General features: G+C 65.8%; 21 protein-coding genes. 7 read left to right on the top strand and 14 right to left on the bottom strand.

Annotated features, from left to right (window positions below; genetic code table 11):
- The 3 genes from AX735_RS23690 to AX735_RS23680 all read left to right on the top strand — a co-directional run.
- On the top strand, nucleotides 1–483 hold a 483-nt coding region (locus AX735_RS23690), incomplete at its 5' end, for a methyl-accepting chemotaxis protein (protein WP_231750241.1).
- Nucleotides 484–568: 85 nt separating this feature from the next.
- Nucleotides 569–1,912: an oxygen-independent coproporphyrinogen III oxidase gene (gene hemN / locus AX735_RS23685; RefSeq protein WP_066285147.1), complete on the top strand. Its 1,344-nt coding sequence runs from the start codon at nucleotides 569–571 to the stop codon at nucleotides 1,910–1,912.
- Nucleotides 1,913–1,976: 64 nt separating this feature from the next.
- Nucleotides 1,977–2,609 carry an isochorismatase family protein gene (locus tag AX735_RS23680; RefSeq protein ID WP_066285154.1) on the top strand — a complete coding sequence of 211 codons (633 nt, stop codon included), beginning with the start codon at nucleotides 1,977–1,979 and terminating at the stop codon, nucleotides 2,607–2,609.
- 125 nt (nucleotides 2,610–2,734) lie between these two features.
- Here AX735_RS23680 and AX735_RS23675 read toward each other — a convergent pair whose 3' ends face one another.
- The 5 genes from AX735_RS23675 to AX735_RS23655 are packed head-to-tail and all read right to left on the bottom strand — an operon-like array spanning nucleotide 2,735 to nucleotide 9,603.
- Nucleotides 2,735–3,946, bottom strand: a complete 1,212-nt coding sequence (locus AX735_RS23675; RefSeq protein WP_066285144.1) for a CaiB/BaiF CoA transferase family protein — start codon at nucleotides 3,944–3,946, stop codon at nucleotides 2,735–2,737.
- Between the two features lie 12 nt (nucleotides 3,947–3,958).
- A complete protein-coding gene (locus AX735_RS23670; protein WP_066285141.1) occupies nucleotides 3,959–5,836 on the bottom strand; it encodes a hydantoinase B/oxoprolinase family protein in 1,878 nt (625 codons plus the stop codon).
- Between the two features lie 5 nt (nucleotides 5,837–5,841).
- Nucleotides 5,842–7,899 (bottom strand): hydantoinase/oxoprolinase family protein, encoded by a 2,058-nt coding sequence (locus tag AX735_RS23665; RefSeq protein WP_066285138.1) that lies wholly within the window; start codon nucleotides 7,897–7,899, stop codon nucleotides 5,842–5,844.
- 60 nt (nucleotides 7,900–7,959) lie between these two features.
- Nucleotides 7,960–8,865 (bottom strand): hydroxymethylglutaryl-CoA lyase, encoded by a 906-nt coding sequence (locus AX735_RS23660; RefSeq protein WP_066285152.1) that lies wholly within the window; start codon nucleotides 8,863–8,865, stop codon nucleotides 7,960–7,962.
- A gap of 54 nt (nucleotides 8,866–8,919) precedes the next feature.
- On the bottom strand, nucleotides 8,920–9,603 hold the full coding sequence (locus AX735_RS23655) for a GntR family transcriptional regulator (RefSeq protein ID WP_066285136.1): 684 nt from the start codon (nucleotides 9,601–9,603) through the stop codon (nucleotides 8,920–8,922).
- A gap of 186 nt (nucleotides 9,604–9,789) precedes the next feature.
- Between AX735_RS23655 and AX735_RS23650 the strand changes: the two genes are divergently transcribed.
- The 4 genes from AX735_RS23650 to AX735_RS23635 all read left to right on the top strand — a co-directional run bounded on the left by AX735_RS23650 (nucleotide 9,790) and on the right by AX735_RS23635 (nucleotide 13,960).
- Nucleotides 9,790–10,542, top strand: a complete 753-nt coding sequence (locus AX735_RS23650) for an aspartate/glutamate racemase family protein (protein WP_066285134.1) — start codon at nucleotides 9,790–9,792, stop codon at nucleotides 10,540–10,542.
- Nucleotides 10,542–10,973, top strand: a complete 432-nt coding sequence (locus AX735_RS23645; protein WP_060978936.1) for a nuclear transport factor 2 family protein — start codon at nucleotides 10,542–10,544, stop codon at nucleotides 10,971–10,973. Before AX735_RS23650 ends, AX735_RS23645 begins: the two co-directional genes overlap by 1 nt.
- Complete coding sequence (locus tag AX735_RS23640) at nucleotides 10,973–11,371, top strand: nuclear transport factor 2 family protein (RefSeq protein WP_066285132.1); 399 nt, start codon at nucleotides 10,973–10,975, stop codon at nucleotides 11,369–11,371. Before AX735_RS23645 ends, AX735_RS23640 begins: the two co-directional genes overlap by 1 nt.
- Before the next feature lie 75 nt (nucleotides 11,372–11,446).
- Nucleotides 11,447–13,960, top strand: coding sequence for a TonB-dependent receptor (locus AX735_RS23635; RefSeq protein WP_066285130.1), 2,514 nt, complete (start codon nucleotides 11,447–11,449; stop codon nucleotides 13,958–13,960).
- A gap of 61 nt (nucleotides 13,961–14,021) precedes the next feature.
- On the opposite strand, the gene AX735_RS23630 is transcribed toward AX735_RS23635, so the two are convergent.
- The 9 genes from AX735_RS23630 to AX735_RS23590 all read right to left on the bottom strand — a co-directional run.
- Nucleotides 14,022–14,348 (bottom strand): DUF423 domain-containing protein, encoded by a 327-nt coding sequence (locus AX735_RS23630; RefSeq protein ID WP_066285150.1) that lies wholly within the window; start codon nucleotides 14,346–14,348, stop codon nucleotides 14,022–14,024.
- A gap of 19 nt (nucleotides 14,349–14,367) precedes the next feature.
- The gene (locus AX735_RS23625; RefSeq protein WP_066285128.1) at nucleotides 14,368–15,432 is read right to left on the bottom strand and encodes a PLP-dependent cysteine synthase family protein; all 1,065 of its coding nucleotides are present in this window, start codon (nucleotides 15,430–15,432) and stop codon (nucleotides 14,368–14,370) included.
- Complete coding sequence (locus AX735_RS23620; RefSeq protein WP_066285127.1) at nucleotides 15,429–17,474, bottom strand: M3 family metallopeptidase; 2,046 nt, start codon at nucleotides 17,472–17,474, stop codon at nucleotides 15,429–15,431. The genes AX735_RS23625 and AX735_RS23620 overlap by 4 nt, the downstream gene beginning before the upstream one ends.
- A 52-nt stretch (nucleotides 17,475–17,526) precedes the next feature.
- Entirely contained in the window at nucleotides 17,527–19,599 is a 2,073-nt protein-coding gene (locus AX735_RS23615; RefSeq protein ID WP_066285124.1) for a tetratricopeptide repeat protein, read from the bottom strand.
- Nucleotides 19,583–20,992, bottom strand: coding sequence for a PEP-CTERM-box response regulator transcription factor (prsR, locus tag AX735_RS23610; RefSeq protein WP_171007804.1), 1,410 nt, complete (start codon nucleotides 20,990–20,992; stop codon nucleotides 19,583–19,585). Before prsR ends, AX735_RS23615 begins: the two co-directional genes overlap by 17 nt.
- Before the next feature lie 3 nt (nucleotides 20,993–20,995).
- Nucleotides 20,996–23,116, bottom strand: a complete 2,121-nt coding sequence (gene prsK / locus AX735_RS23605) for an XrtA/PEP-CTERM system histidine kinase PrsK (RefSeq protein ID WP_082751294.1) — start codon at nucleotides 23,114–23,116, stop codon at nucleotides 20,996–20,998.
- 4 nt (nucleotides 23,117–23,120) lie between these two features.
- Nucleotides 23,121–24,506: a TIGR03013 family XrtA/PEP-CTERM system glycosyltransferase gene (locus AX735_RS23600; protein ID WP_066285121.1), complete on the bottom strand. Its 1,386-nt coding sequence runs from the start codon at nucleotides 24,504–24,506 to the stop codon at nucleotides 23,121–23,123.
- Nucleotides 24,507–24,630: 124 nt separating this feature from the next.
- Complete coding sequence (locus AX735_RS23595) at nucleotides 24,631–24,906, bottom strand: hypothetical protein (protein WP_066285119.1); 276 nt, start codon at nucleotides 24,904–24,906, stop codon at nucleotides 24,631–24,633.
- Between the two features lie 75 nt (nucleotides 24,907–24,981).
- Nucleotides 24,982–25,231 (bottom strand): short-chain fatty acyl-CoA regulator family protein (locus AX735_RS23590; protein ID WP_202189656.1); only part of this gene is annotated, 250 nt, incomplete at its 5' end.

Raw genomic sequence — 25,231 nt, 5'->3', positions numbered from 1 at the left:
GCGGTCGTCGCCAACGAGGTCCGGGCGCTTGCGCAGCGCTCGGCCGATGCCGCCAGCGATATCAAGGCATTGATCGGCGCATCGCACGCATCGGTGGCCGAAGGCGTGGCGCTGGTTGACGAAACCGGCACCGTGCTGACCCGCATCGGCGAGCGGGTCGCCGCGATCAACGACCGCATCGCCGAGATCGCCGATTCCGCCCAGGCCCAGGCACTGCGCCTGCAGCAGGTCAACCAGGCGGTGAGCGACATGGACAAGATGACGCAGCAGAATGCCGCGATGGTCGAACAGTCCAACGCCGCCGCACGCAGCCTTGCCGACGAGGCCAACGACCTCGCACGTCTGGTCGAAGGCTTCGACACCGGCCACCGCACCAGACAGCCAGCCCCGCGCGCCGCGCCGCCCAAGCATCGCCCCGCCCCGGTGGCCGGCAATCTGGCGCTCAAGCCCGATCCTGACGACGAGAACTGGTCGAGCTTCTGATCGAATTCGGCGCGGTGCGAAGGTCTTTCAGGGAACTTTGACCTCCATCAATGTTGCCTGGCCTGAAGCGGCATAATCTGCGGGCATGTGGACATATCACCCCGATCTGCTCAGCCGCCCTGTGCCGCGCTATACGAGCTATCCCACCGCTGCCGATTTCGGCGAGGATGTGGGGGCTCAGCATTATATGCGCGCGCTCGATGCGGTGGAATCGGGGGCCCCTCTCTCGCTCTATGTCCACATACCCTATTGCGAGCAGATCTGCTGGTATTGCGGCTGCAACACCGGCGCTGCCAACCGCAAGCACCGGCTGACCGATTATCTCACCGCGCTGCGTGCCGAGATCGCGATGGTGGCCAAAAGGCTGGGCGGGCGCGGACGCGTCCAGCATATCGCCTTTGGCGGCGGCAGCCCCAATGCGATCGCGCCGGTCGAGTTCGTCCGGCTGCTCGACCGGATCATGACGGTGTTCGACTGCTCGCGCCCCGAGGTGTCGATCGAGATCGACCCGCGCAATTTCACCTCCGAATGGGCGCTGGTTCTCGCCTCGTCGCGGGTCAGCCGGGTGAGCATGGGGGTGCAGACCTTCGCGCCGCACATCCAGGCGGCGATCGGCCGCATCCAGCCGCTCGACCATATCGAGACCGCGATGACATCGCTTCGCATGCGCGGCATCGACGCGATCAATTTCGACCTGATGTACGGCCTGCCCGGCCAGCATCTCGACGATCTCGACGCGACGCTGCAGCAGACGATCCGGCTTGCGCCCAGCCGCATCGCGCTGTTCGGCTATGCGCATCTGCCCGACATGATCCCGCGGCAGAAGCGGATCGATGCGCGCGACCTGCCCGACGATCGCGAGCGGTTCGAGCAGGCGGCCTATGGCTATCTGACCCTGACCCAGGCCGGCTATGTGCCGGTCGGATTCGACCACTTCGCGCTGCCCGGCGATCCGCTAGCCGCCGCGGCACGCGAAGGCCGGGTAAACCGCAATTTCCAGGGCTTCACCCATGACGGCGCGTCGACGCTGCTCGGCTTTGGTGCCAGCGCGATCAGCATCTTTCCTGACCTGATCGTGCAGAACGAGAAGAATGCGGGCCCCTATCGCAAGCTGGTGGGCGAAGGCCGGCTGACGCCGACGCGCGGTGTCGCGCTCAATGCCGACGACATCCGCCGCAGCGATATCATCAACGCGCTGCTCTGCCGGGGCCGCGCGAGCCTGAACGACGAGTTCCTCCCTACTGCCCGCGCCGTCCTGACCGAGTTCGAACGGCGCGGGCTCCTTTTCTGGGAGGATCACGACCTCGTGCTGGCCCAGGGTTCGGAACCTTATGCGCGGGTGATCGCTGCGCAGTTCGACGGTTTTCGCGGGCAAATTCATCCGCATGGCGGAGCCCAGCGCTTGCATTCCGCCGCGCCAGCCTGTTGAGCTTGGCCCCTTGAGACAGCGCATCCGCGAATCAGCGGGGAACGGCGGCAAAGGGGGTCTGGCCATGACGGAATCGCAAGCGGCATCGAACTATGCGGGCGTGTTCGGCAACCGCATCGGCTTCGGCCACCGCCCCGCCCTGCTGCTGATCGATTTCGTCCAAGCCTATTTCGATCCGGAATGTCCGCTCTATGCCGGCGTCGAGGATGCGCTGGCGAGCGCGATCCGGGTGCGCGATGCTGCCCGTGCGGCGGGCATCCCGATCATCTACACCAACGTCGTCTATCACCCCAGCATGGTCGATGGCGGCCGCTTCAAGCAGAAGACGCCGCTGCTCGCGGTGTTCAAGGCAGGATCACCGATGGGCGCATGGCCGCAGGGGCTGGAGCCGAACGCCGACGAGCTGGTGATCTCCAAGCAATATCCGAGCGCGTTTTTCGGCACGTCGCTCGCCGCGACGCTGACCGCGATGGGCGTCGATACGGTGCTGCTCACCGGGCTTTCGACCAGCGGCTGCGTGCGCGCGACCTGTGTCGACACGTCGAGCCACGGCTTCATCCCGATCGTCATCGCCGATGCCTGTGGCGACCGGCACCAGGCGCCGCACGAGGCGAACCTGTTCGACATGGACGCCAAATATGCCGATGTCGTGCGCGAGGGCGAGGCGCTCGACTATCTGGCAGGGCTGAAGGGCTGAGCGAGGTTACCCCTGCCTGTCCCTTTTCCGTCACCCCCGCGAAGGCGGGGGTCCCGCATGTACGCAAGGTACAGAAAGAAGCGGGATTCCCGCTTTCGTGGGAATGACGGAGCAACAGGGCTGGATCAGATCGCGCCGGCCGCCTTCAGATTGTCGATCGTCTGCTGGTCCATGCCGAGCAATGTCCCATAGATCTCGTCATTATGCTCGCCGATGCTCTGCGGGGCGAGGCTGCGGATGGAGCTCGGCGTGTCGGACAGCTTGGGAAAGCTGTTCTGCATGGCGAACTTGCCCCAGCGCGGGCTGTCGACCTCGACCAGCGCCTCGCGCGCCTTGAAATGCTCGTCCGCCAGCATGTCCGCCGCACCGTAGATCCTGCCTGCGGGCACGCTGTACTCGATCATCAGTGCCTCGACCTCGGCGACGGTCAGCGTCTTCGTCCAGGCCTCGATCAGGTCATCGAGCTCCTTCTGGTTCTGCCCACGCGCGACATGGCTGACATAGCGCGGATCGGTCGCAAGCTCGGGCCGCCCCATCGCCTGGCACAGCCGCGCGAACACCGCGTCCTGATTGGCACCGATCAGATATTCACCGTCGCTGCACTGATAAACGTTGCTGGGCGCGATGCCTTCGAGGATCGATCCGGTGCGTTTGCGGACATGGCCGCTGACCATATATTCGGGCACCAGGCTTTCCATCACCTGCAGCACCGCCTCGTACAGCGCGCTGTCGACGACCTGGCCCTTGCCGGTGCGTTCGCGCGCATGCAGCGCAGCGAGCGCCCCCATGCAGCCATAGGTCGCCGCCAGGCTGTCGCCGATCGACACGCCCATGCGGCTGGGGGGACGGTCGGGATCGCCGACGATCGCGCGCCATCCGCCCATCGCCTCGCCAATGCCGCCAAAGCCCGCACGGCTCGAATAGGGCCCGGTCTGACCATAGCCGGAGACGCGCACGATGATCAGGCGCGGGTTGATGGCGTGCAGCGCATCGGGCCCTAGCCCCCATTTCTCGATTGTGCCGGGCTTGAAATTCTCGATCAGGATGTCGGCATGCGCGGCAAGCTTGCGCACGACCTCCTGACCTTCGGCGATACGCAGATTGGCGCTCACCGACTTCTTGTTGCGCGAGACGACCTCCCACCACAATTTGTGCTCGCCATGGCCCCAGTTGCGCATGGGGTCGCCGCCGCCTTTTCCGTCGACGGCCGGGGGTTCGACCTTGATCACTTCCGCGCCCATGTCGCCGAGAAGCTGGCCGCAGAACGGGCCTGCAATCAACTGTCCCAGTTCGACGACACGAATGCCGGCCAATGCCCCCCGGTTGTCCTGGCTCATCTCATCCGTCCCTTATTCTGCAGCAATGGCGTAATTGGCCCAGCGCGGCTGGATCGGCGCGGGCAGCCCGGTTTCGGCCTCGCAATTCGCGCGCAAGGTCTCGATGCCAGGCCCGTAATCGAACAGCGGCAGGTCGCCGCGACCGGCTCGGATCTCCGCCCGCAGAGCCTCGGTCGCGGCCAGATCGACCACGCCCTCGCCATCGGCGACGACGCCATAGGCCTTGGCCCCTGCAGGCGTGACCAGCCCCTGGCGGATTTCCTTGCCCACCAGCTCTGGATCGCGCTCGAGCGGGTCGCCCCAACCGCCGCCGCCCCAGGTGATGAAATGGAGGACATCGCCCGCTTCGATGGCGACGTCCTCCACCTTGTTGCCGACGATGGTTTGCGACCCGTCGGGCTTTTCGAGGATCTTGCGCGCGCGGGCGCCCGGCTTGCCGCCATTGACGCCCCAGGGCGGCACGAACCAGCGGTCGTCATGAATGGCGATGACGCCCGGCTCGAGGAAACGATAGGTCATGACGATGCCGTTGCCGCCGCGATGCAGCCCCGCGCCGCCCGAGTCCGCCACGGTCTCGTAGCGTTCGATGACCAGCGGGAAATAGCGCTCCAGAAACTCGTTGGGCACGTTGGTAAAGCCCGGCCAGAGCGAATGACCGTCGGGGCCATCGCCCATCGGCCTGCCCGGAATGCCGCCAAAGCCGATCTGGAACAGCTGGAACCAGTCGCCCTTCTTGTCTGTCCCCGCATAGAACAGGTGCGGGCTCGACGAGAACCCGGCGGCGTTGAGGAATTCGGGCGTCTTCTGGCCGAGCAATCCGCCCAGGATGTCGAAGATCCGGCCCAGCGCATGGGTGCGCCCCGAAAGCGCGGCGGGATAACGCGGCTTCAGCAGCGATCCTTCCGGAATGCGCACCTCGATCAGGTCGTAGAACCCGTCGTTGAACAGGATCTGCGGGTCGAAGACCATGATCATGTAGATGCCGAAGAACATCTTGAACATGTTCTCGTTGAGCAGGAAGTTGATCGACGCCTGGCTCTGCGGATCGGTGCCGTCGAAATCGAGAATGACGGTATCGCCCTCGCGCCACATCGTACACTTGAGCTTGTACGGGCCATAGCCCATGCCGTCGTCGCAGATATAATCCTCGAAGCTCACCGGCTCCTCGCTGATCGCCTGGGCGAGCAAGGTCTTCATCGCGCGGTGGTTGCGTGCGAGCAGTTCCTGCGTCGCCGAGACATAGGTATCGACGCCGAAGCGCTCGCTCATCTCGATCACGCGGCGCGCGGCGACACGGCACGAGGCGATCAGCGCGTTCAGGTCCGCTGCGCACCAGGCGGGCGTGCGGCTCTGGTGCAGCACCAGCTTGACCAGATCCTCGTTGTACACGCCCTTCTTCCAGATCTTGACCGGCGGGATGCGCACGCCTTCCTGGAAGATGTTGGTCGCATCAATCGGCATCGATCCGGGCACCTTGCCGCCGATATCGCTCTGATGGCCGAACATCGCGGTATAGGCGAGCAGACGGCCGTCCTTGAACACCGGCAGCAGCACCAGCCAGTCGTTGCAATGGCTGATCGCGCCACCGACCGAATAGGGATCTGACAGGAAGATCATGTCGCCGTCCTCGAGCGTGCCGTCATAGCCTTCAAGAAAGCCGCCGATGAAACTGCCGAACTGGCCGACAATCATCCGGCCTTCATGGTCGGCGATCAGCGGAAAGGCATCGCCCTGTTCGCGGATGCCGGGCGACATGGCGGTGCGCACGAGCGTCGCGTCCATCTCGATGCGCGCATTGCGCAGGGCGTTTTCGATGATGTCGAGCGTGACCGGATCGATCGCCTTTTTCTCGAACGGGGTGGTGTCGCTCTGGATGATGGTTGCGGGCATGGTTTTCAGTTCCCCGTCTTCAGCGTGATCAGGATGTTGCCGACACTGTCCACGGTGCCGGTGCAGTCCGCCTCGATCAGCGTGGTGGAATCCATTTCGATGACGATGGCCGGGCCCGGGATCACGTCCCCGGCGAGCAGCTTCGACCGGTCGTAGATGATCGCGGGCACCATCGCCCCGTCCATCCACAGCTCGTGATCGCGCAGCTTCGCCGCCGATGGATCGCCATTGCCCTCAGCCAGCTTGGCGGCGGGAAGGTCGAGCGCCTTGCCCATCGCCACCGCACGCAGGTTCACGATCTCGTGCTCCGAGTCCATGTTGAAGGTGAACAACCGGTGATGCTCCTCGTCGAAACGTCCGGTCAGCCATTCGATGCCATGGGTGTGCAGGTCGTCGCGGGTGACCGACATCGGCACTTCGAACGCCTGGCCGGCATAACGGACATCGACCTCGAAGGTGATCGTGACATCGTCCTTCGCCACGCCCTCGGCGACCAGCTCGTCGCCGATCTGCGCCGCCATCTCGTCGAGAATGCCGCCCAGTTCCTCGAGCGTCGTCTGCGAAGCGAGGCGCGAGAAGCTGCGCGCGGTTTCGGTGCGCATCCGCGTCGTCGCATCGCCGAGCGCGCACAGCACGCCGGGCGAGACCGGCGAGATCGCGGGCCAGCTGCCCATCAGACGGGCGACCGCGTTGACGTGCAGTGGCCCTGCCCCGCCAAAGCCCATCAGCGCAAAGTCGCGCGGGTCATAGCCCTGCTGCACCGAGATCATGCGCAGCGCGCCGAACATGTTCTCGTTAACGATGTCGATGATGCCGCGCGCGGCGGCATAGAGGTCGATCCCCAGCGCATCGGCGATGGTCTGCACCGCCTTTTTCGCGCCTTCGCGGTCGAGCTTGAACGTGCCGCCGAGCAGCGCTTCGGGCAGATAGCCCAGCACGACATTGGCATCGGTCACCGTGGGCAGTTCGCCACCCTTGCCATAGGCCACCGGCCCCGGCACCGCGCCCGCCGATTGCGGGCCGACACGCAGCGCGCCGGTCAGTTCGGGCACATAGGCGATCGATCCGCCGCCCGCGCCCACGGTCTTGACGTCGAGCGCCGAGGCACGGACCGACAGATGCCCGACCTCGGTGGTGCGCACGCGGCGCGCCTCCAGATTCTCGATCAGCGCGACATCGGTCGAGGTGCCGCCGACATCGAGCGTCAGGATGTTCTTGATCCCGGCATTCTTGCCGACCCAGATCGCGCCGGTCACGCCGCCTGCAGGCCCCGACATCAGCAGCGAGACGGGATGCTCCTCGGACTTTTCGGAGGACATGAGGCCGCCGTCCGAGCGGAGCAGCGCGAGCTTGCCCGCCATGCCCGCATCACGCAGTCGGCTGCGCAGATTGCGGACATAGCGGCCCACGACCGGGCGCACCGCGGCGTTGGCGACGGTGGTGAGCGTGCGCTCATATTCCTGCATTTCGGGCAGCACGACATGGCTCAGCGAGATCGGCACATCGGGCAGGATTTCGGCTGCGAGCTCGGCCACGCGCTTTTCGTGCGCGCCGTTGAGATAGGCGTTCATCAGGCTGACGGTCAGCGCCTCGATGCCCTGGCCCTTCAGCTTTTCGAGTGCGGCGCGGATATCGGCATCATCGGTCGAGCGGATTTCCGAGCCCTGCGCCGACATGCGCCCCTTGATCTCGACCGTGTCCTCCAATGCTGCGAGCGGGGTCGGCTTGGGCCAGACGATCCAGCCGGCGAGACCACCGGGCACGAAGCTGCGCGCGATCTGCATCACCTGGCGATAGCCCTCGGTAACGATCAGGCCGACGCGCGCGCCCTTGCCCTCCAGCACCGCATTGGTCGCGACCGTGGTGCCGTGCAGGAAGATCTCGACATCCGCCGGCGTGATCCCGGCATTGGCGCAGATCGCCTGCACTCCGGTCAGGATGCCTTCGGAACTGTCATGCGGGGTCGAAGGGGTCTTGTGCCGCCAGAAGGCGCCCGATTGTTCGTCGAACAGCAGCAGATCGGTAAATGTGCCGCCGACATCGACACCCAGCCTGTAACTCATTCATTCACCCCTTCGCTTGCCGGCCCTGTCGCCGACACGATTGATGTGTTGGCCTTCCCGTCAGGCTGCCGCGCGGGCAACCAGAGAGGGCAGCTCCCGACCGAGAATCCCGGCCATCCAGCGATTGGCGGCAATGGCCGCATCCAGATTCATGCCATGATCCAGCCCCGACCGCTCGGCGAGATAGATCAGCTCTTCGGTCGCAATATTGCCGGTCGCCTTGGGCGCGAACGGGCAGCCGCCAAGCCCACCCAGGCTGGCGTCGAGCACGGAAACGCCCGCCTGGATCGCCGCCCAGGCATTGGCGATGCCGGTGCCGCGCGTGTTGTGAAAATGCGCGCGCAGCGGAATATCGGCGGGCACGAATTCGCGCAGACGTCCGTACAGGTCCGTCACCTGCGCGGGCACCCCGACGCCGATCGTGTCGGCGAGCGCAATCTCGGAAGGCCCTGCCTCGAGCACGGCCCTGGCGATATCGACGATCCGCTGCGCCGGCACATCGCCCTCGAACGGGCAGCCAAACGCGGCGGAGATGGTCACCTGCGCGATCAGGCCGTTCTCCTTGGCAAAGCGGATCATCTCGCTCGCTTCGGCAATGCCCTCGGCGACGGTCTGGCCCTGGTTCTTCTGCCCGAACGTGTCGGTGGCGACGATGACGCAGCCGATCTCGTCGACCCCGCGCCTGCCGCCCTCCTTCGTCGCCAGCGCGCGCAGTACGCCGCGCTTGTTGAGCGTGAGGCCGATATAGGAGACGTCCTTGCGGTCGGGCAGCCCGGCGATCACGGCTTCGGCATCGGCCATTTGCGGCACGCGCTGCGGGTGGACCAAGCTCGCCACCTCGAGCCGCCGCGCGCCGGCGTCGATCATCCGCCCGATCATCTCCAGCTTGTCGGCGGTGGAGACGATGTCCGGTTCGTTCTGCAGGCCGTCACGCGGGCCGACTTCGACAATCTGGATGCTGCTCATGGCGATGTTTGTATACATTTGTGGGGAGCCCGTCCAGCCGCTCGGGAAAATGCCTCAGTCATTGGCCTTGCGCTGCTCCTTGTGGCGCTTGGCGGTGCTGCTGAAGACATGGAAGGCGCGGCGGATATGGCTGGTCATTACCGCGCGGGCCCAGTGCGAATCGCGTGCGCTGAACGCTGCGATCAGTTCGCGATGCTCGCGCGCCGATTGCAGCAGCTCTTCAGTCTTGTACTGCGCGGCCGTGCGGCGGACCACGGGCTGCTCGACCAGCATCGGCAGCATGGCGGACAGGCGCGGCGAACGGGCGGCCTCCAGAATGATCTCGTGAAAGCGCCGGTTCTGCGCAAGGAAAGCGGTGACATCGGGCGGACTGCACCGCACCGCCGCGTCGAGAAGATCCGAAATCCGGCCAAGTTCCTCGATCTGACGGGCCGAGATATTGCGCGCGGCGCGGCTGGCGGCATGACCCTCGAGCATGCCGCGCAGCACGAACATCTCGTCGATATCGTCGGCCGACCAGTCGGCGACGAACAGCCGCTTCGAATCGCTGCGCACGATCAGCAGCTCGTTCTCGAGCCGCCGCACCGCCTCGCGCACCGGAGTGCGCGACACGCCCGATATGCGCGCGAGCTGTTCCTCGGTCAGCTGCTGGCCCGGTTCTGCGCGGCCCGAAAGCACGAACTGACGGATCTTGTCATAAGCGATATCCGATGCCCGAGGCGATGCTGCCTTTTCCATTGCCTGCCATCCCGTCCCGGGGTCACGCACCGCTCCGGCGTCCCATGCCCGGTGCGTGCCCAATTGCGCCGATCTTGCGCCAATCCAATTTCGTTCTTGACGATAGACATTTGTATACAATACCGTCAAGTCATGGATCGCGGTCGGACCAACCGATGCAGTCGATCCCGAAAGGTGGGGTAGCGTATGGCAGATGAGCGCCGCATCAAGGTGATAGTACCCATTCCCATGGACGAGGCCGGTGTCGCCGCCCGTGCAGCACAACTGCCTTCCGATTTCGTCCGCCCCGGATTCGCGCCCGAATTCGTCGCCGTCCCCTGGGGCGCTGCGCTGGGTGACAGCTATCACGACATGCTGCTGATGGACTGGACGGTGTTCCAGACCGGCATCACCGCCGAAGACGAAGGCTATGCCGGAGTGCTGATCGACACGGTCAGCGATTCGGGACTGCGCGCGCTGCGCTCGCGCCTGTCGATCCCGGTGATCGGCCCGGGCGAGGCAGCCTTTGCCGCAGCGATGATGCTAGGCAAGAAATTCACGGTGCTCACCATGTGGCCCGAATGGTTCCCGCTCTATCAGAAGACTCTGACCGAATACGGCTTCTGGGACCGTGTCGCCTCGCTGCGGTCGATCGACACCCGGCCCGATGTCACCGAACTGCTCGCGGGCAAGGAAGAGGTGATCTTCGACAAGCTCAAGGCCGAAGCGACGCGCGCGATGGAGGAGGACGGTGCGGACGTGATCGTGCTCGGGTCGACCACCATGCACCAGTCGGCGGCCTTCCTCGCGGCGAACCTGCCGATCCCGGTGATCAACCCCGGCCAGGTCGCATGGAAATTCCTCGAAGGGCTGATCGAGTGCGGCCTCACCCACAGCAAGAAGGCATTTCCCACCCCGGAAGTGCCCAAGGATGCAGATATCAGAAAGGGTTGGTTCTGATGACAGACTGGTCACCTGGCGGCGCAGGACAGGCCCCGCTGCCCTATCCGTTCTATGTCGACATCGTCACCAAGCGCTATTTCGATGGCGTCGACAACAAGAACATGGACGAGGTGCTCAACTGCTTCGCGCCCGATGCGCGGCTGACCGAGGTCACATCGAACACCGTGCATGACGGACGCGAAGCGATCCGTGCGATGTTCGTCAAGCTGTTCGCCGATTTCGAGCAGATCTGGCACGGCAATTTCGTGCATGTCGCCGATCCGCAATCGAACGCGGTCTGCTCGCAGTTCACCGTGCTGATCACCCCGAATGGCGGCGAGCAGCTGCGCTACGAGAACTGCAACCGCTTCTACCTCAAGGACCGGCTGTTCCAGGAGGTGTTCGTGTACATGAGCGGCGACAACCTGCTCAAAGAGGGGGATCTCTGATGCAATATGCCCCGACACTGCGCCGCGACGAACTGATCGCGTTCGCGACGCAGAGCTATTTCGCCAGCGTCGACCGCAAGGACATGGCTGCGACGCTCGCCTGCTTCCATGACGAGGCGCTGTTCACCGTCCAGACCAGCTTCACCACCCATGCCGGCAAGGCTGCGATCGAGCGGATGTTCACCGATTTCTTCGGTGCCTGGGACAAGATCGTCCACCGCGATTTCACCTGCACGGTCGATGAAACCAATGGCCGGATCGCGGCAAGCTTCATTGCCGAACTGACCGCCGCCGATGGCAGCGTCACGACCTTGCACAACACCAATTTCTGGCGCCTGCGCGACGGAAAGTTCCAGGAAGTCTACGTCTATATGAGCGGGGCCAATGTGCTGGTCTGAAGACCGGCCGAAACAACACCCGCCAAGCAAAATATAGGGTTCGGGGGAACCCACATAAATCAGGGAGTTCACAGCATGCGCTTACCCAGTCTGTTTGCCGCAGCATCGGCCACCGTCCTCGCCAGCGCGCTGGCGACACCCGCTTTCGCCCAGGATTCGGCCCAGGCGGAACCGGCGGACGATGTGATCATCGTTACCGCTCGCCGCCAGAACGAAAGCCTGGCCGAGGTTCCGGCATCGGTGACCGTGCTCACCGCCGATGCGATCCAGAAGACCGGGGTCGAGACCGCCGACCAGTTCGTGCAGCTGACGCCCGGCGTCACCATCGTCACCGGCACGGCCGAGGCGGGTGACACGCAGATCAACATCCGCGGTATCAACGGCGCGCGCGACGCGGAAAGCTCGGTCGCGCTGGTCGTCGACGGCATCCTCAAGACCAATACCGCGCAGCTCAACCAGAACCAGGGCACCATTCGTCAGATCGAAATCCTGAAAGGACCGCAGGGCGCACTCTATGGCCGCAACGCGGCGGCGGGCGCGATCGTCATCCAGACGATGAAGCCGAGCGACCGGCTCGAGGCCGGTATCGAGCTCAGCGCCGCCGAACAGCAGACCTATAGAGGCAATGCGTTCATCTCGGTCCCGCTGGGCGAGAATGCCGGTTTCGTCCTGTCGGGCAGCTATCTCAAGACCGATGGCTTCTACCGCAACATCTTCCTCAACAATTCCAAGACCATCGACGATCAGGAAGTCTGGTCGGTCGACGGCCGCTTCGTCGCCCAGCTCGGCGACCGGACCGAGATCGACGCCAAGGCACGCTATTCGGACCTGACCGGCGCGTCGATCGCGTTCAACGCGGCCTTCCACCTGCCCAATTTCGCGGCGGCAAACCCGGCCTTTTTCGAGGATGTGAACCGCCACCCGTTCAACTTCTACAGCAATATCCGCCCGACCAACGACCAGACATCGTTCGATGCCTCGATCAAGCTCGAGCATGAATTCGACTTTGCCAAGCTGACCCTGTGGGGCCTGTACAGCGATGTCGACCAGTCGCTGACCGCCGACGGCACCTCGGCCGACTTCGCCCGCTTCACCTTCCCCGGCGCGACGCCCGCATCGGTGGCAGCATCGAACGCCTGCTTCCGCAGCACCGCGCAGCTCACCGGCTTCCCGGTCAACCAGCCCGGTTTCATCGGCGCAACGCCGGTGCCGTTCATCTTCGCGCCCGCGACCGGATCGACCTTCGGCCCGTACAGCCCGACGACCTGCGACGGCACGCAGTACCAGATCCGCCAACAGGAAGATTTCAGCGGCGAAATCCGCCTGTCCTCGAACGGCGACGGTCCGTTCAACTGGCAGCTCGGTGCCTATTATCTCAATATCAGCCGCGATGTCGGCGTGAGCCTGGGCGCGGACCTCGGTCAGGGCATCATCCGCCGGCTCTACAACGCGCCGGGCACGACCAACCCCACGACCCAGCTCTATTTCGACAGCTTCAGCACCGATGTGTATGCTGCCTTCGGTTCGGCGGAATATAACTGGAACGACCGGATCAACCTGGGCCTCGCGCTGCGCTACGATATCGAGGATCGCAGCGTCTCCAACAATGTGCCTCTGGTGCTCGATCCGTTTACCGGAGGACCGATCAACCCCGGCCAGACCGCGGGCGCCATCCCCGACAAGTCGGAGAGCTACAAGCAGCTTCAGCCCAAGCTGACCTTCCGCTGGTCGGTGGCTGACAATTTCAACGTCTATGCCAACTGGGGAATCGGCTTCAAGGCCGGCGGCTTCAACAACTCGGGCTCGGCCGCGATCGTCCGCCAGTCGTTCAACCAGTTCATCGGATCGCAGGTCACGATCAACGACGATTACCGCAAGGAACGCTCGAGCGCGTTCGAGGGCGGCTTCAAGGGATCGGCGTTCGACGGCAAGCTGACCTTCGACCTCGCGGGCTATTATACCGATGTCAGGGACATGCAGTTCTTCGAATTCTTCGTCGGCGGCTTCGGCCTGCTGCGCGTGGTGTCGAACATCGACAAGGTCGAGCTGTATGGCGCGGAACTGAACCTCAATGCCGAGGTGACGCCGGGCTGGACGATCTTCGGCGCGTTCAACGTCACCGAAAGCGAGATCAAGCAGAACCGTTCGCGTCCGCAGACCGTGGGCAACAAGTCGCCCTCGACCGCCGACTACACGATCAACCTGGGCACCCAGATCGTTGCCCCCATTGCCAAGAGCTTCGATCTGGTCGCGCGCGCCGACTATCGCATCACCGGCCCGACCTGGTTCCACACGCTGCAGAACAACACCGTGCCGACGATCTTCAGCGGCCTGCTGCCCGGATCGGCGCTGGCGCTGCCCGCCTTTGTTGGCGACGCCAATTATGCGGTGACGCGGCGCGATGCGTTCGGCGTGCTCGACGTGCGCGCGGGACTGGAAGGCGAGCAGTGGCGCGTGACCCTGTTTGCGGACAATGTGCTCAACCGCCGTTACCTGAACGAAGTGATCACCGCGGCCGAATTCGGCGGATCGTTCATCTCGCCCGGCGGTCTGCGCCGGATCGGGGTGGAAGTCGGCTACAAGTTTTGACCGGCCCAGCCGTCACCACCTGCGCTGCGGCGCGGGTGGTGACGGTCTTTTTTTTAAGCCTTCAACCCCTGGCGTAGATCCACGCTGCCCACAGCCATCCGCCGATCAGCAGCGTGCCGCCGATCGGCGTCACCGCCCCCAGCCAGCGCGGCGCGCCCAAAGCCATCGCATAGAGCGTCACCGCGAAGATCGCCGCGCCCGCCAGCAGGGTCCAGGCGGCACCGGGCGCGCGTCCCATGATCGCGAGCGCCGCGACCGCGTGCACCAGCTGATACATCCCGCCGGTGCGGAGCCATTCGGCCTGCTGCTCACCCGCCGCAGCATGCGCGCCGAACGCGCCTGCCGCCACTGCGAGCGCGGCAGAAACGGCCGCCAGAACCCCGATCATCATTGCCCGTTTCCTCCGCTCAAAGACCCAGCAGCGCGGCGATCCGCTCTGCCGCCGGTTGCCAGGCCAGCCCGCTCTGCGCGAGCCAGGCGTCGTCGTAATAGCTGGTATGATAGCGATCGCCGCCATCGCACAGCAGAGTGACTACGCTGCCGCTGGTGCCCGATGCCGCCATTTCCTCGATCAGCGCCGCGCAGGCGACCAGGTTGGTGCCGGTCGATCCACCGACCCGCCGCCCCAGCCGGTCGGACAGCGCTCGCATCGCGCCGATGCTGTCGCCATCGTCGACCGCGATCATCCGGTCGATCACCCCGGGGATGAAGCTCGGCTCCACCCGGGGCCGCCCGATGCCCTCGATCCGGCTCGCGCAGCCTTCGGGGAGTGAGGTCGCGTTTCGGTCGGCATAATGCCGGTGGAACACCGAATGGACCGGATCGGCAACGCACAGCCGCGTGGCATAGCGCTGATAGCGCAGATAGCGCCCGATCGTTGCCGATGTGCCGCCGGTGCCCGCGCCGCAGACGATCCATTCGGGCTCGGGATATTCCTCCTCGGCCATCTGCGCGAAGATGCTCTCGGCGATATTGTTGTTACCGCGCCAGTCGGTCGCGCGCTCGGCATAGGTGAACTGGTCGAGATAATGGCCGCCGGTTTCCGCCGCGAGCCGGTGCGCGACATCATAGACAGTGCGCGGATCGTCGACCTTGTGAATCTCGCCGCCCTGGAAGCGGATGGCGTCGAGCTTGGCGGGCGCGGTGGTCGCGGGCACCACCGCGATGAAGCGCAGTCCCAGCATTCGAGCGAAATAGGCCTCGCTGACCGCCGTCGATCCCGACGAGGCCTCGATCACGCAGGTCTCCGGGCCGATCCACTCGTTGCACAGGGCATAGAGGAACAGCGATCGCGCCAGCCGGTGCTTGAGGCTGCCGGTCGGGTGCGAGCTTTCGTCTTTCAGGTACAGCGTGATGCCGGGAAAGCGCGGCAGGTCGAGCCGGATCAGATGCGTGTCGGCGGAGCGGTTATAGTCCGCCTCGATGCGCCGGATGGCCTCGTTCAGCCAGCCGCGCGGGCACAGCTCGCTCATCCCTCGGCGTCCACCAGACCGTGGCGCACCAGCATCGCGCGCGGATCGGGATCGCGGCCCCGGAACGCGCGGAAGCTCTCCGCCGCCGGCCGGGTCGCGCCGCGCGCCAGCACCTCGGCGCGGAACCGGTCGCCGGTCGCGCGGTCGAGCAGCCCGGCCTCGACAAAAGCCATGAAGCCGTCGGCGGCGAGCAGTTCGGCCCAGAGATAGCTGTAATAGCCCGAGGCATAGCCGCCTGCGAAGATGTGCGAAAAGGCATGCGGAAAGCGGTGCCATTCGGGCGGGCGGATCACTGCCACCTCGTCGCGCACCGCCTCGATCACCTCGACGGGATCGCTGCCCATCGTGCCCAGGTGCAGCAGCATGTCGAACAGCGCGAATTCGATCTGGCGGATCAGGAACAGCCCCGCCTGGAAATGCCGCGCGCGCAGCAGCCGATCGAACAGCTCGTCCGGCAGCGGCTCGCCGGTCTTGTAATGGCCCGACATGGCGGTGAGCACCTGCCGGTCCCAGGCGAAATCCTCCATGAGCTGGCTGGGCAGCTCGACCGCATCCCATTCGAACCCGCTGGTGCCCGCGATGCTCGGGCGGTTGACCTCGGTCAGCAGCAGGTGGAGGCAATGGCCGGTCTCGTGTAGCAGCGTGCCGACATCCGAATGGCTGAGCAGCGAGGGCGCTTCGGGCCCGGCGGGCGAGAAATTGCACACCATATAGGCGACCGGCAGCTGGACGTGATCGCCATCGTTGCGGCGCGGACGCGCCTCGCCCATCCATGCGCCGCCGCGCTTGCCGGACCGCGCGAACAGGTCGAGATACAGGCCCGCAATCGGCTGGCCGCTCTCATCGACGACATCGTAGAAGCGCGCATCGGGATGGTAGAGCGAGGCATCGCTGCGCTGTTGCAGCCGGATGCCGAACAGCCGTTCGAGCAAAGCCTGCCAGCCCTGCATCACCTTCTCGACCGGGAAATAGCCGCGAATCTCGGCCTCGTCGACCGCATAGAGCGTCTGGCGCAGCCGGTTGGAAGCAAAGCCGACGTCCCAAGGCTGAAGCTCGGCAATGCCCAGCTTGTCGGCGGCAAAGGCTTTCAGTTCATCGAGGTCGCGCTGCGCCGCCGGTTTGGCGCGGGCAGCCAGATCGCGCAGGAAGGCGAGCACCGCGCCGCCGTCCGACGCCATCTTGGTGGCGAGCGACCATTCGACCGGATTGGCAAAGCCGAGCAGCCCCGCCGCCTCGCGTCGCAGCTCGAGGATGCGCGCGATGCGCTCGGAATTGTTGAACTGCCCCGCGTGCGGACCCTGGTCCGACGCGCGCGTACCGAAAGCACGATAGACCCGCGCGCGCAGGTCGCGGTTCTCGGCAAAGGTCAGGATGGCGTTGACCGAGGGCGCCTGCAGCGTCACGCGCCAGCCGGTCTGGCCCTTGGCCTCGGCAGCGGCGGCGAACATCGCCTTGTCGGTCTCCGACACGCCCACAAGGTCGGCCTCGTCGGTGATCAGCTCTTCCCAGGCATCGGTCGCATCGAGCACAGCGCTGCCGAATTCGTTGGAAAGCGTCGCAAGTTCCACCGACACCTGCTTGAACCGCTCGCGCGCGGCCTCGTCGAGCGCCACGCCCGAGAGCCGGAAATCGCGCAACGCGTGCTCCACCGCCACCCGGTCAGCCTGGGACAGGGCGGCGAACTCGGGCGTCGCGGCGAGCGCCTCGAACACCTCATAGAGCGCGCGATTCTGCCCGACCATGATGCTGTTGGTGACGAGCCGCTGCTCGCCCTCCTGATAGGCGGTGCGCAGCTCGGGGCTGTCGGCGACCGAATGCAGGTGCGATACCGCCGCCCAGATCGCGCCCAGTTCCGCTTCTGCGCGCTCGAACGGCAGCCAGGCGTCGGCGAACGTGACAGGCTTGTCGCGCACCAGCGTCTCGATCGTGGCGGCATGGCGGGCGAGCGCGTCATCGAGCGCGGGCGCGATATGATCGGCGGTGATTTCGGCAAAGCGCGGCAGCGCGCGCGTATCGAGCAGGGGATTGGTCGTATCGGTCATCCCTGCCCTTTAGCGGAATTTGGCGCAGGGTCAGGCAAAAATGTGCGGGCGCTCAGCTCCGTCCCTGCAGATCGCGCAGCATCGCGGCCGCCTGGGCTCGCTCGGGAAACGCCCCCAGCGAGAGCGAGGCGCGCAGCGCGCCCATCGCCCGGCCCGGCTTGCCCGCAGCGGCATAGGCCTGGGCCAGGTGATAGCGCAGCCACGGGTTGCGCGGTTGCAGGGCTTGCGCCTTTTCGAGCATCTCGACCGCCAGCATCGGGCGGTCGCTGGCCTCGGTCAGTGCCATGCCGCGGACGTGCGCGACCAGCGGGCTGGAAGGCTGAACGCGATAGGCGAGCCGCGAATCATGCGCCGCACGCGCCGGATCACCCGCGCGCAGACGGGCGAGTGCCAGATCGGTGAGCAGCATCGGCTGGCTGCTGCCCAGCTGCGCGTGCAGCGCCGACAGCATCGCCACCGCCCCGCCCCATTCGCCGCGATCGATATAGGCATTGGCCAGCAGGCGCAGCCCGCCGGTATTGGCCGGGCTCATGTCGACGAAGCTTTCGAGCAGCGCGTCCGCTTGATCGCGGCGGCCGAGTTCGCGCAGCACCAACGACAGGCGGCGCACCACGGGCTCAGCGAGGCGGATACGCGCCGCGCGCTCGTAATAGGGCAGCGCCCCGCCGGCATTGCCCGAGGCATAGAGCACATCGCCCAGCAGCATCTGCGCGTCGGGCACGCCGGGATTGGCATCGGCCAGCGGGCCGGCGAATTCCTCTGCCTGCACAAAATCCCCGCGCGCCACCAGCATGCGAACATAGGGCACCACCGCGCGCGCATCGCGCGGCGCGGCGCGGGCGGCATCGGCGAGCAGCCAGGGTTCGTCGTCCTGATCGAGCCGCAGCAGCGGCGCAGGATCGGGGGTCGCGGCACGCGCAAGATATTCGAGCGCCGCATCGCGCTCGCCCATAGCCTCGAGCGAGCGTCCGACCAGGGTCAGCAGATAGGCGCTCGTCCCAGCGCGGTTGGCGACGGGCCGAAAGCGTTCGAGCAGCGCTTCATGCTCGCCCTCGGCATAGAGCGCGCGCGCGAGCAGTTCAGCCGCCCGGCGGTTGAAAGGCTGGGCATCGGCGAGCTTCTCGAACCGGTCGATCGCCTGGCGATAGTTGCCGAGCTGGAACTCGACCACCCCCTCGACCTGCATCGCCGCCGGCACGCCTTCCAGCGCGCCTCCGGTCTTCTGCATCAAGGTGCGCGCCAGATCGTAGCGCCCCGCGCGCGCCGCGAGCACGGCTTGCAGGAAATAGCCGCGCGGGTTGTTGGGCTCGAGCGCGACGATCTGCCGCGCCGCTTTCAGCATTGCGCGCATCCGGCCCATATCGCCCAGCGTCGCGGCATATTCGCCGAGCACCGCGGTATCATTGGGGTCGATCGCCAGCGCGCGCTCGAACCACGGCAAGGCGGCAGCGAGCCCGGTCTGGCTGCGCGTCAGTTCGCCGCGCAGCTGCAAGGCGCGGACATTGCTGGCGTCGAGCGCAACCGCATGGTCGGCTGCTTCCAGCCCGCCCGCCTGATCGCCCGATGCGGTGCGGAAGCGTGCGATATCGGTCCACAACAGGCTGTCGTCGGGGGTAAACTGCAAGGCCCGGTCGAACGCCGCGCGCGCCTCGTCATACTGACCGAGCGCCAGATGCGCCCGCCCCTGCGTGCGCGCGGCATAGCCCATGTCCGCCTTGGCCACCGATCCTTCACCCAGCCAGCGCAGCGCATCGCCGGCCCGGCCCTGCAGCACCATCGCCTCGGCCATCGGCGCGCGGACAAGCGCGCGATCGGCGCCGAGTTCGAGCGCGCGCTGCAGCTCGCCCTCGGCCCCATCGGCATCGAACAGCGCCAGGAACACCCGCGCCTGCGCGAGCCGCGCCTCCTTCATCTTCGGCGCGGCCTTGATCGCATTCATCAGCTCGATCCGCGCCGCGCGATTGTCACCGCGCGCACGATAGTCGGCAGCGCGCGCCATCGCCTCGCGCGCCGCGCCCATTTCTTCCGCCCGCAGGCCTGCGCCCGCGCCGCCCAGCAGCAGGGCAGCGGCGGCGAGCGCCAGCCACAGCCTGTTGCCGGGACGAGGATCAGCTCTGGATGTCATATTGCCGGAGCAGATCATACAGCGTCGGGCGGCTGATGCCGAGCAGCTTGGCCGCGCCCGAGATATTGCCCTCGGTCCGCGCCAGCGCATGGCGGATCGCCTTGCGGTCGGCCAGTTCGCGCACCGCCTTCAGGTTGAGGAACTCCGCCGTCTGCGGTTCGGCGCGCTCGAGGTCGAGATCCTCGGCGGTCACCAGCCGGCTTTCTGCCATGATCACCGCGCGCTTCACCCGGTTCTCGAGTTCGCGGACATTGCCGGGCCAGTGCCAGGCATCGAGCATCTTGAGTGCATCGGGGGCAAAACCCTTGACCGCCGGGTTCATCTCGGCGGCGAAGCGGGCGAGGAAATGCTTGGCGAGCAGCACCGCATCGCCCGGTCGTTCGGCGAGCGAGGGGATGTGCACCACAATCTCGGCAAGGCGATAGAACAGGTCCTCACGGAACCGCTCCTCGGCGATCATCTTCTCGAGATTCTGGTGGGTCGCGCAGACCACGCGGGTATCAACCGGGATCGGGCTGCGACCACCGACCCGCTCGATCACGCGCTCCTGCAGGAAGCGCAGCAGCTTGACCTGGAGCGGCAGCGGAATGTCGCCGACCTCGTCGAGGAAAAGGGTGCCGCCGGCTGCCTGCTCGATCTTGCCGATCGTGGTCTTGATCGCGCCGGTAAACGCGCCCTTCTCATGCCCGAACAACTCGGATTCGAGCAGGTTTTCGGGGATCGCGGCGCAGTTGATCGCGATGAACGCGCCGCCGCGGCGGTTGCTCTTCTCGTGCAGGCCGCGCGCGAACAGCTCCTTGCCGGTCCCGCTCGCACCGAGCAGCATGACCGAGACATTGGTGTTGGCGACACGCTCGATCGTGCGCGCGGCCTTCACCATCTGCGCATCGCCAGTGATCATGCCGCCGAGCACCGTATGGTCTTCACCCGATTTCTGGCTCAATCGCGCATTTTCGCGCTCGATCTGCTGCACGTTGAGCGCGCGGCGGACGATCAGCGCGAGATCGTCGATCTCAACCGGCTTGCGGTAGAAATCATAGGCGCCTTGCGCGATCGCATCGCGCGCGCTCTGCCGCTCGCCGTGACCCGAGGCGATGATCACCTTGGTATCGGGCTTCAGCCGAAGGATCTCCGCCAAGGTCGCAAAGCCCTCGCTGACGCCATCGGGATCGGGCGGAAGGCCGAGATCGAGCGTCACGACATCGGGCTCCTCATAGCGCAGCAGGTCGATCGCGCTCGCCCGGTCGCCCGCGCACAGCACCTCGAAATCGTCGAACGCCCATTTGAGCTGGCGCTGCAGCCCGGCATCGTCCTCCACCACCAGCAGGCGCGGCAGCCGGTTGGCGCCCTTGCCGCCACCGTTCATCGCGGGATTGGGGGAAAGGTCGGTCATCGGTCAGGCTACCTTTTCAGCAATGGGCACGGGCTGCGCCGCCGGATCATCGGAATCGATCCGGGTGGCGAGCGGAAGATGGATGGAAAAGCGGCTGCCCTCGCCCTCGCGGCTCTCGACCTCGATGCGGCCGTGCATCGCCTCGACCAGCAGCCGCGCCTCATAGGCGCCGATGCCGAAGCCGTCGGTCTTGCTCGAAATGAAGGGCTTGAACAGCTTGGACCGCACGAACTCGGCGGACATGCCCGCGCCATGGTCGACAATCTCGATCACGCCATTCAGGCCATCGCGCGCCATGCTGACATAAACCGGCGTATCCCTGGGGCTGGCATCGATCGCGTTCTGGATCAGATGGCCCAGCACCTGTTCGAGCTGTGCCGGATCGGCCATCAGCATCAGCCGCTGCGCGGCGCTGGCGATCACCGGATGGGCAGCCTGCTTGCTGGCGATCACCGTGCGCACCACGCGCTCGGCATCGATCGCGCGGACTCCCTCGCCCGCCGATCGCGCATATCCGGTCAGCCTACGGATCAGCGTGTTCATCTTGCCGACCGAATTCTGCAGCGTCGCGATCATGTCCTTGCGGAACTCGGGATTGTCAGCGTGCCGCTCGGCGTTGCGCGCGACCAGGCTCAACTGGCTGACCAGGTTCTTGATGTCGTGCATCACGAAGGCCATGCGGCGGTTGAACTCGTCGAACTGGTCCGCCTCGCGCAGCGCTTCCTGGCTGCGCGCCTCGGCGAGATAGCTGGCGAGCTGCCGCCCGACCAGGCGCAGTAGGTCGAGATCTTCCCAGTCCAGCCGCCGTTCGACGAGCGGACGCGAGAGCACGACCAGGCCTGCGAGCCGGTCGAAATGCACCAGAGGCACGATCGCCCAGGCGTTGGGCTCGTCGAGCACCCAGTCGGGGATCGCGCGCCGATCGGTGTCGCGGTCGCGGCCAGAGCGCAGCGCGTCGAGCTCGACGATCCGACCGGTCGTCTGGAAATAGCCGATCGTTGCGGCCGTGCAGGCCTGGGCGGGGACGTCGGCGGTCGGCCAGTTGAACCGCGCCTGCAGCTGCATGCGACCATTGTCGCCGGGCGCGAGCAGCAGGCCTGCGGGGCTGTCGCTGATATCGGCGGCGGCCTTGATCACGCGTTCGTGGAACGGCGCGGTGCCATCGCCCGGTCGCCCGATCGTCTCGGTGAAGCGTATCCATTCGGCGCGATAATCATAGCGGTGCTGGAAGAAATGCTTGGTCGCCTTGACCTTGAACCAGGCGCGGAACCGGTCCGAGGGCAGCAGGATCAGCGCCGCCAGCGACATGCCGAGCACCAGCAGCATCTGCGCACCCGACGCCACCGTGCCGCCGACCGCGCGCAGCAGCTGCGCGACCGCGATCATCGTGACCAGATAGCCCAGGATCGCGAACAGCGAGAGCGAGCGATAGGCGATCTTGCGCGACAGGGTGAGCTTCCATCCGCCGGGCCGGTTGGCGGCGAGCGCGAAGAACGGTACCGCAAAGATCATCAGCACCCCGCGCAGCGCCAGCATGTCGGCGCTGAGGCGGTCGTTCAGATACCCCATGGTGTAGAGGTTGAGATCGTACAACCACATCGCGGCCAGCGCGGTCAGCGGAACCCTGAGGCTCGTGCGCGTCTCGGCATCGGCGACGCTGTAAAGATTGTTCGCCAGCACCAGCGCGCCGACCACGAAGATCATCCTGAGCAGCATCGCACTGCCCTGAACCAGGCTTTCCAGCCCCTGATGCCCGGCGAGCAGGGCCAGCCCGCTTTCCACCACGGGCTGCGCGGCCAGCACCAGCGTCAGCACCAGATAGACCGCAGTCACCGTGCCCGGCTGGGCGCGTGCCGAGCGCACCATCTGGAACAGGAAGGCCAGCCAGGCGAGGTTTCGCAGCGACTCGGCCAGCCCTGCAATCGGGTGGACGGGGCCGAGCACCGCGACAGCGAACGCCCAGAGACTGGTCGAGAGCAGAGCCAGCAGCAGCGCGGCATCGCCCAGCGACGGGCGCGCATCGCGCAGCCTTGCCCAGCGCTGAACCACCCAGGCGGCCACCAGTAGGGTCAGCGCCGCCGCGCCGCTATGGGCCCAGAGGCTTATATCGGCCCAGTTGGCCATGGGATCAGCGCGCACCATCCGGCCACAGCACGACGCGCAGCGTCTGCAGGATGATCAGCAGGTCGAGAAAGGGCGTGTAGTTCTTGGCGTAATAAAGGTCATATTCCAGCTTGTGCCGGGCATCCTCGACCGAAGCGCCATAGGGATAGTTGATCTGTGCCCAACCGGTAATGCCAGGCTTCACCATGTGCCGCTCGTTGTAATAGCGCATCTTGGTTTCCAGATCGGCGACGAATTCGGGCCGCTCGGGGCGGGGTCCGACAAAGCTCATGTCGCCCTTGAGCACGCTCCAGGCCTGGGGAAGTTCGTCGATCCGCACCTTGCGGATGAAACGGCCAAGGCGCGTGACGCGCGGGTCGTTCTTTTGCGCCCATTGCGCACCATCGACCTCAGCATCGGTGCGCATCGACCGCAGCTTGACGATCTCGAACGGCTGACCGTACAACCCCACCCGCTCCTGCTTGAAAAAGGCCGGCCCCTTGCTGTCGAGCTTTACCAGCAGCGCGAAGAGCAGGATGATCGGCGCCGTCAGCACCAGCAGGATCGAACTGACGACCAGGTCGAACATGCGCTTGGCGATGGTCGAAATGCGCCGTCCCGCCGAAAATCCGTCGGAAAAGATCAGCCAGCTGGGATTGACGGTGTCGAGATCGACCCGGCCCGTCTCGCGTTCCAGAAAGGTCGAAAGATCGTTGACGTGGACGCCGGTGGTCTTGATGCGCAACAGGTCGTTGAGCGGCAGGGCGTTGCGCCGTTCCTCCAGCGCCAGCACCACCTCGGTCACGTTGAGATTCTCGACATGCTTGGCGAGATTCTTGATCGCGTCGCGGTTGATCGCCTCTTCGACCACCAGCGGGCCGTCGTTCATGGCGACGAAGCCGACAAGCACGAACCCGGCATCGGGGCGTTCGGACAGGTCCTGCACCCGCTGCGCGCGCTTGCCGGCGCCCAGCACCATCAGCCTGCGCTTGAACGCGGTGGTGCCCAGCAGTCCGCCGAGAATGATGCGGTTGCCGATCAAGAAGACGATCGACAGACCCATCGCATACAGGCTGTTCGAGCGCCACAAGGTGGTGCCCGGCAGGATGAAATAGGTGACCGACAGCAATATGACGCCCAGCGAGATCGCGACGAGCAGCCGTGCCGCAGCGAACCGCAGCGATTGCAGGGAGTCGGGCCCGTACACACCGACCGCAATCATCGCCATGTGCACGAGCAGCGCGAAGGTGGCTATCGGCAGCGGCCGCTGGCTGAGCGGTTCGACCGCCATGCCGATCTCATGCGCGCGCCAGACCCAGCCGATTTCGGCGGCAAGGCCCAGCAGCGCGAGATCGAAAAAGCCGAGCAGCAGCACCGCATGCGGCACATAATGTTTGAACAGCCTGAACATGCTGCCCGTTATAGCCGGGCAATGGTCAAGTGTCGGTTAATTTTACAGCCACATTGACGCTGAGCCCCAGAAATTCCGGCACATTGTCAAAGCTTTTTACGCCCCGGCGATGGCCCGACGGTGCTTATTCGCCGATCTTCTGCGCGGCATCCTGAGCGGCGTCGCCGACCTTCTGCGCCGCGGCGCCGACCTCATTGGCGGCGCCCGCGACGGCGTCGGTGCGGACCTCGCCCTGCTGCAGGAACTGCCAGGCAAAGAAGCCGCCAACGACCAGGATCAGCAGCAGGATCGCCATCATCAGCCCCGAGCCGCCGCCCGAACGGCGTTCGACGACGGTGGTGTGCGTCTGCACCGGCTCGGCGGGGCGATCGGTGACGGTGGTGGTGGTGTATTCGGTCATGGCATATCCCCTGGAAGGTTGTTCTGGGGCGTTTACGGCCATGCGCGCGGCGGGTTCCGGCACCGCGGGCTCGCGTCAGTCGGTGACGAAATCGAACGGCGTCACCCCGCGTTCGCGATCGTCGAACTTCAGCCGGATGCCCAGCGGCGGCTTGGATCGCTGCGGACAATCGCCACGCTTGCACATCGCGCAGCCCGGGCCGATGCGCGTCGCGCCTGCCGCGCTCAGGTCCATGCCACGCGCATAGCAGAGCGTGGCGGCCTGATCGACCGGCACGCCAAGGCCGATCGCGAACTCCGCCGTCGTGCCGCCCGCGCCATAGCCC

It is taken from the genome of Blastomonas sp. CCH1-A6 (assembly GCF_001556365.1).
GTDB lineage: Bacteria > Pseudomonadota > Alphaproteobacteria > Sphingomonadales > Sphingomonadaceae > Blastomonas > Blastomonas ursincola.
The sequence above is the reverse complement of the archived record's forward strand: the minus strand, read 5'-3'. Positions and strand labels throughout refer to the sequence as shown.

What these genes read in the sequence shown, in the direction of transcription:
- hemN (WP_066285147.1), top strand. Translation starts at nt 569, where the DNA reads ATGTGGACATATCACCCCGATCTGCTCAGCCGCCCTGTGCCGCGCTAT.
- AX735_RS23680 (WP_066285154.1), top strand. Translation starts at nt 1,977, where the DNA reads ATGACGGAATCGCAAGCGGCATCGAACTATGCGGGCGTGTTCGGCAAC.
- AX735_RS23675 (WP_066285144.1), bottom strand. Translation starts at nt 3,946, where the DNA reads ATGAGCCAGGACAACCGGGGGGCATTGGCCGGCATTCGTGTCGTCGAA.
- AX735_RS23670 (WP_066285141.1), bottom strand. Translation starts at nt 5,836, where the DNA reads ATGCCCGCAACCATCATCCAGAGCGACACCACCCCGTTCGAGAAAAAG.
- AX735_RS23665 (WP_066285138.1), bottom strand. Translation starts at nt 7,899, where the DNA reads ATGAGTTACAGGCTGGGTGTCGATGTCGGCGGCACATTTACCGATCTG.
- AX735_RS23660 (WP_066285152.1), bottom strand. Translation starts at nt 8,865, where the DNA reads ATGAGCAGCATCCAGATTGTCGAAGTCGGCCCGCGTGACGGCCTGCAG.
- AX735_RS23655 (WP_066285136.1), bottom strand. Translation starts at nt 9,603, where the DNA reads ATGGAAAAGGCAGCATCGCCTCGGGCATCGGATATCGCTTATGACAAG.
- AX735_RS23650 (WP_066285134.1), top strand. Translation starts at nt 9,790, where the DNA reads ATGGCAGATGAGCGCCGCATCAAGGTGATAGTACCCATTCCCATGGAC.
- AX735_RS23645 (WP_060978936.1), top strand. Translation starts at nt 10,542, where the DNA reads ATGACAGACTGGTCACCTGGCGGCGCAGGACAGGCCCCGCTGCCCTAT.
- AX735_RS23640 (WP_066285132.1), top strand. Translation starts at nt 10,973, where the DNA reads ATGCAATATGCCCCGACACTGCGCCGCGACGAACTGATCGCGTTCGCG.
- AX735_RS23635 (WP_066285130.1), top strand. Translation starts at nt 11,447, where the DNA reads ATGCGCTTACCCAGTCTGTTTGCCGCAGCATCGGCCACCGTCCTCGCC.
- AX735_RS23630 (WP_066285150.1), bottom strand. Translation starts at nt 14,348, where the DNA reads ATGATCGGGGTTCTGGCGGCCGTTTCTGCCGCGCTCGCAGTGGCGGCA.
- AX735_RS23625 (WP_066285128.1), bottom strand. Translation starts at nt 15,432, where the DNA reads ATGAGCGAGCTGTGCCCGCGCGGCTGGCTGAACGAGGCCATCCGGCGC.
- AX735_RS23620 (WP_066285127.1), bottom strand. Translation starts at nt 17,474, where the DNA reads ATGACCGATACGACCAATCCCCTGCTCGATACGCGCGCGCTGCCGCGC.
- AX735_RS23615 (WP_066285124.1), bottom strand. Translation starts at nt 19,599, where the DNA reads ATGACATCCAGAGCTGATCCTCGTCCCGGCAACAGGCTGTGGCTGGCG.
- prsR (WP_171007804.1), bottom strand. Translation starts at nt 20,992, where the DNA reads ATGACCGACCTTTCCCCCAATCCCGCGATGAACGGTGGCGGCAAGGGC.
- prsK (WP_082751294.1), bottom strand. Translation starts at nt 23,116, where the DNA reads ATGGCCAACTGGGCCGATATAAGCCTCTGGGCCCATAGCGGCGCGGCG.
- AX735_RS23600 (WP_066285121.1), bottom strand. Translation starts at nt 24,506, where the DNA reads ATGTTCAGGCTGTTCAAACATTATGTGCCGCATGCGGTGCTGCTGCTC.
- AX735_RS23595 (WP_066285119.1), bottom strand. Translation starts at nt 24,906, where the DNA reads ATGACCGAATACACCACCACCACCGTCACCGATCGCCCCGCCGAGCCG.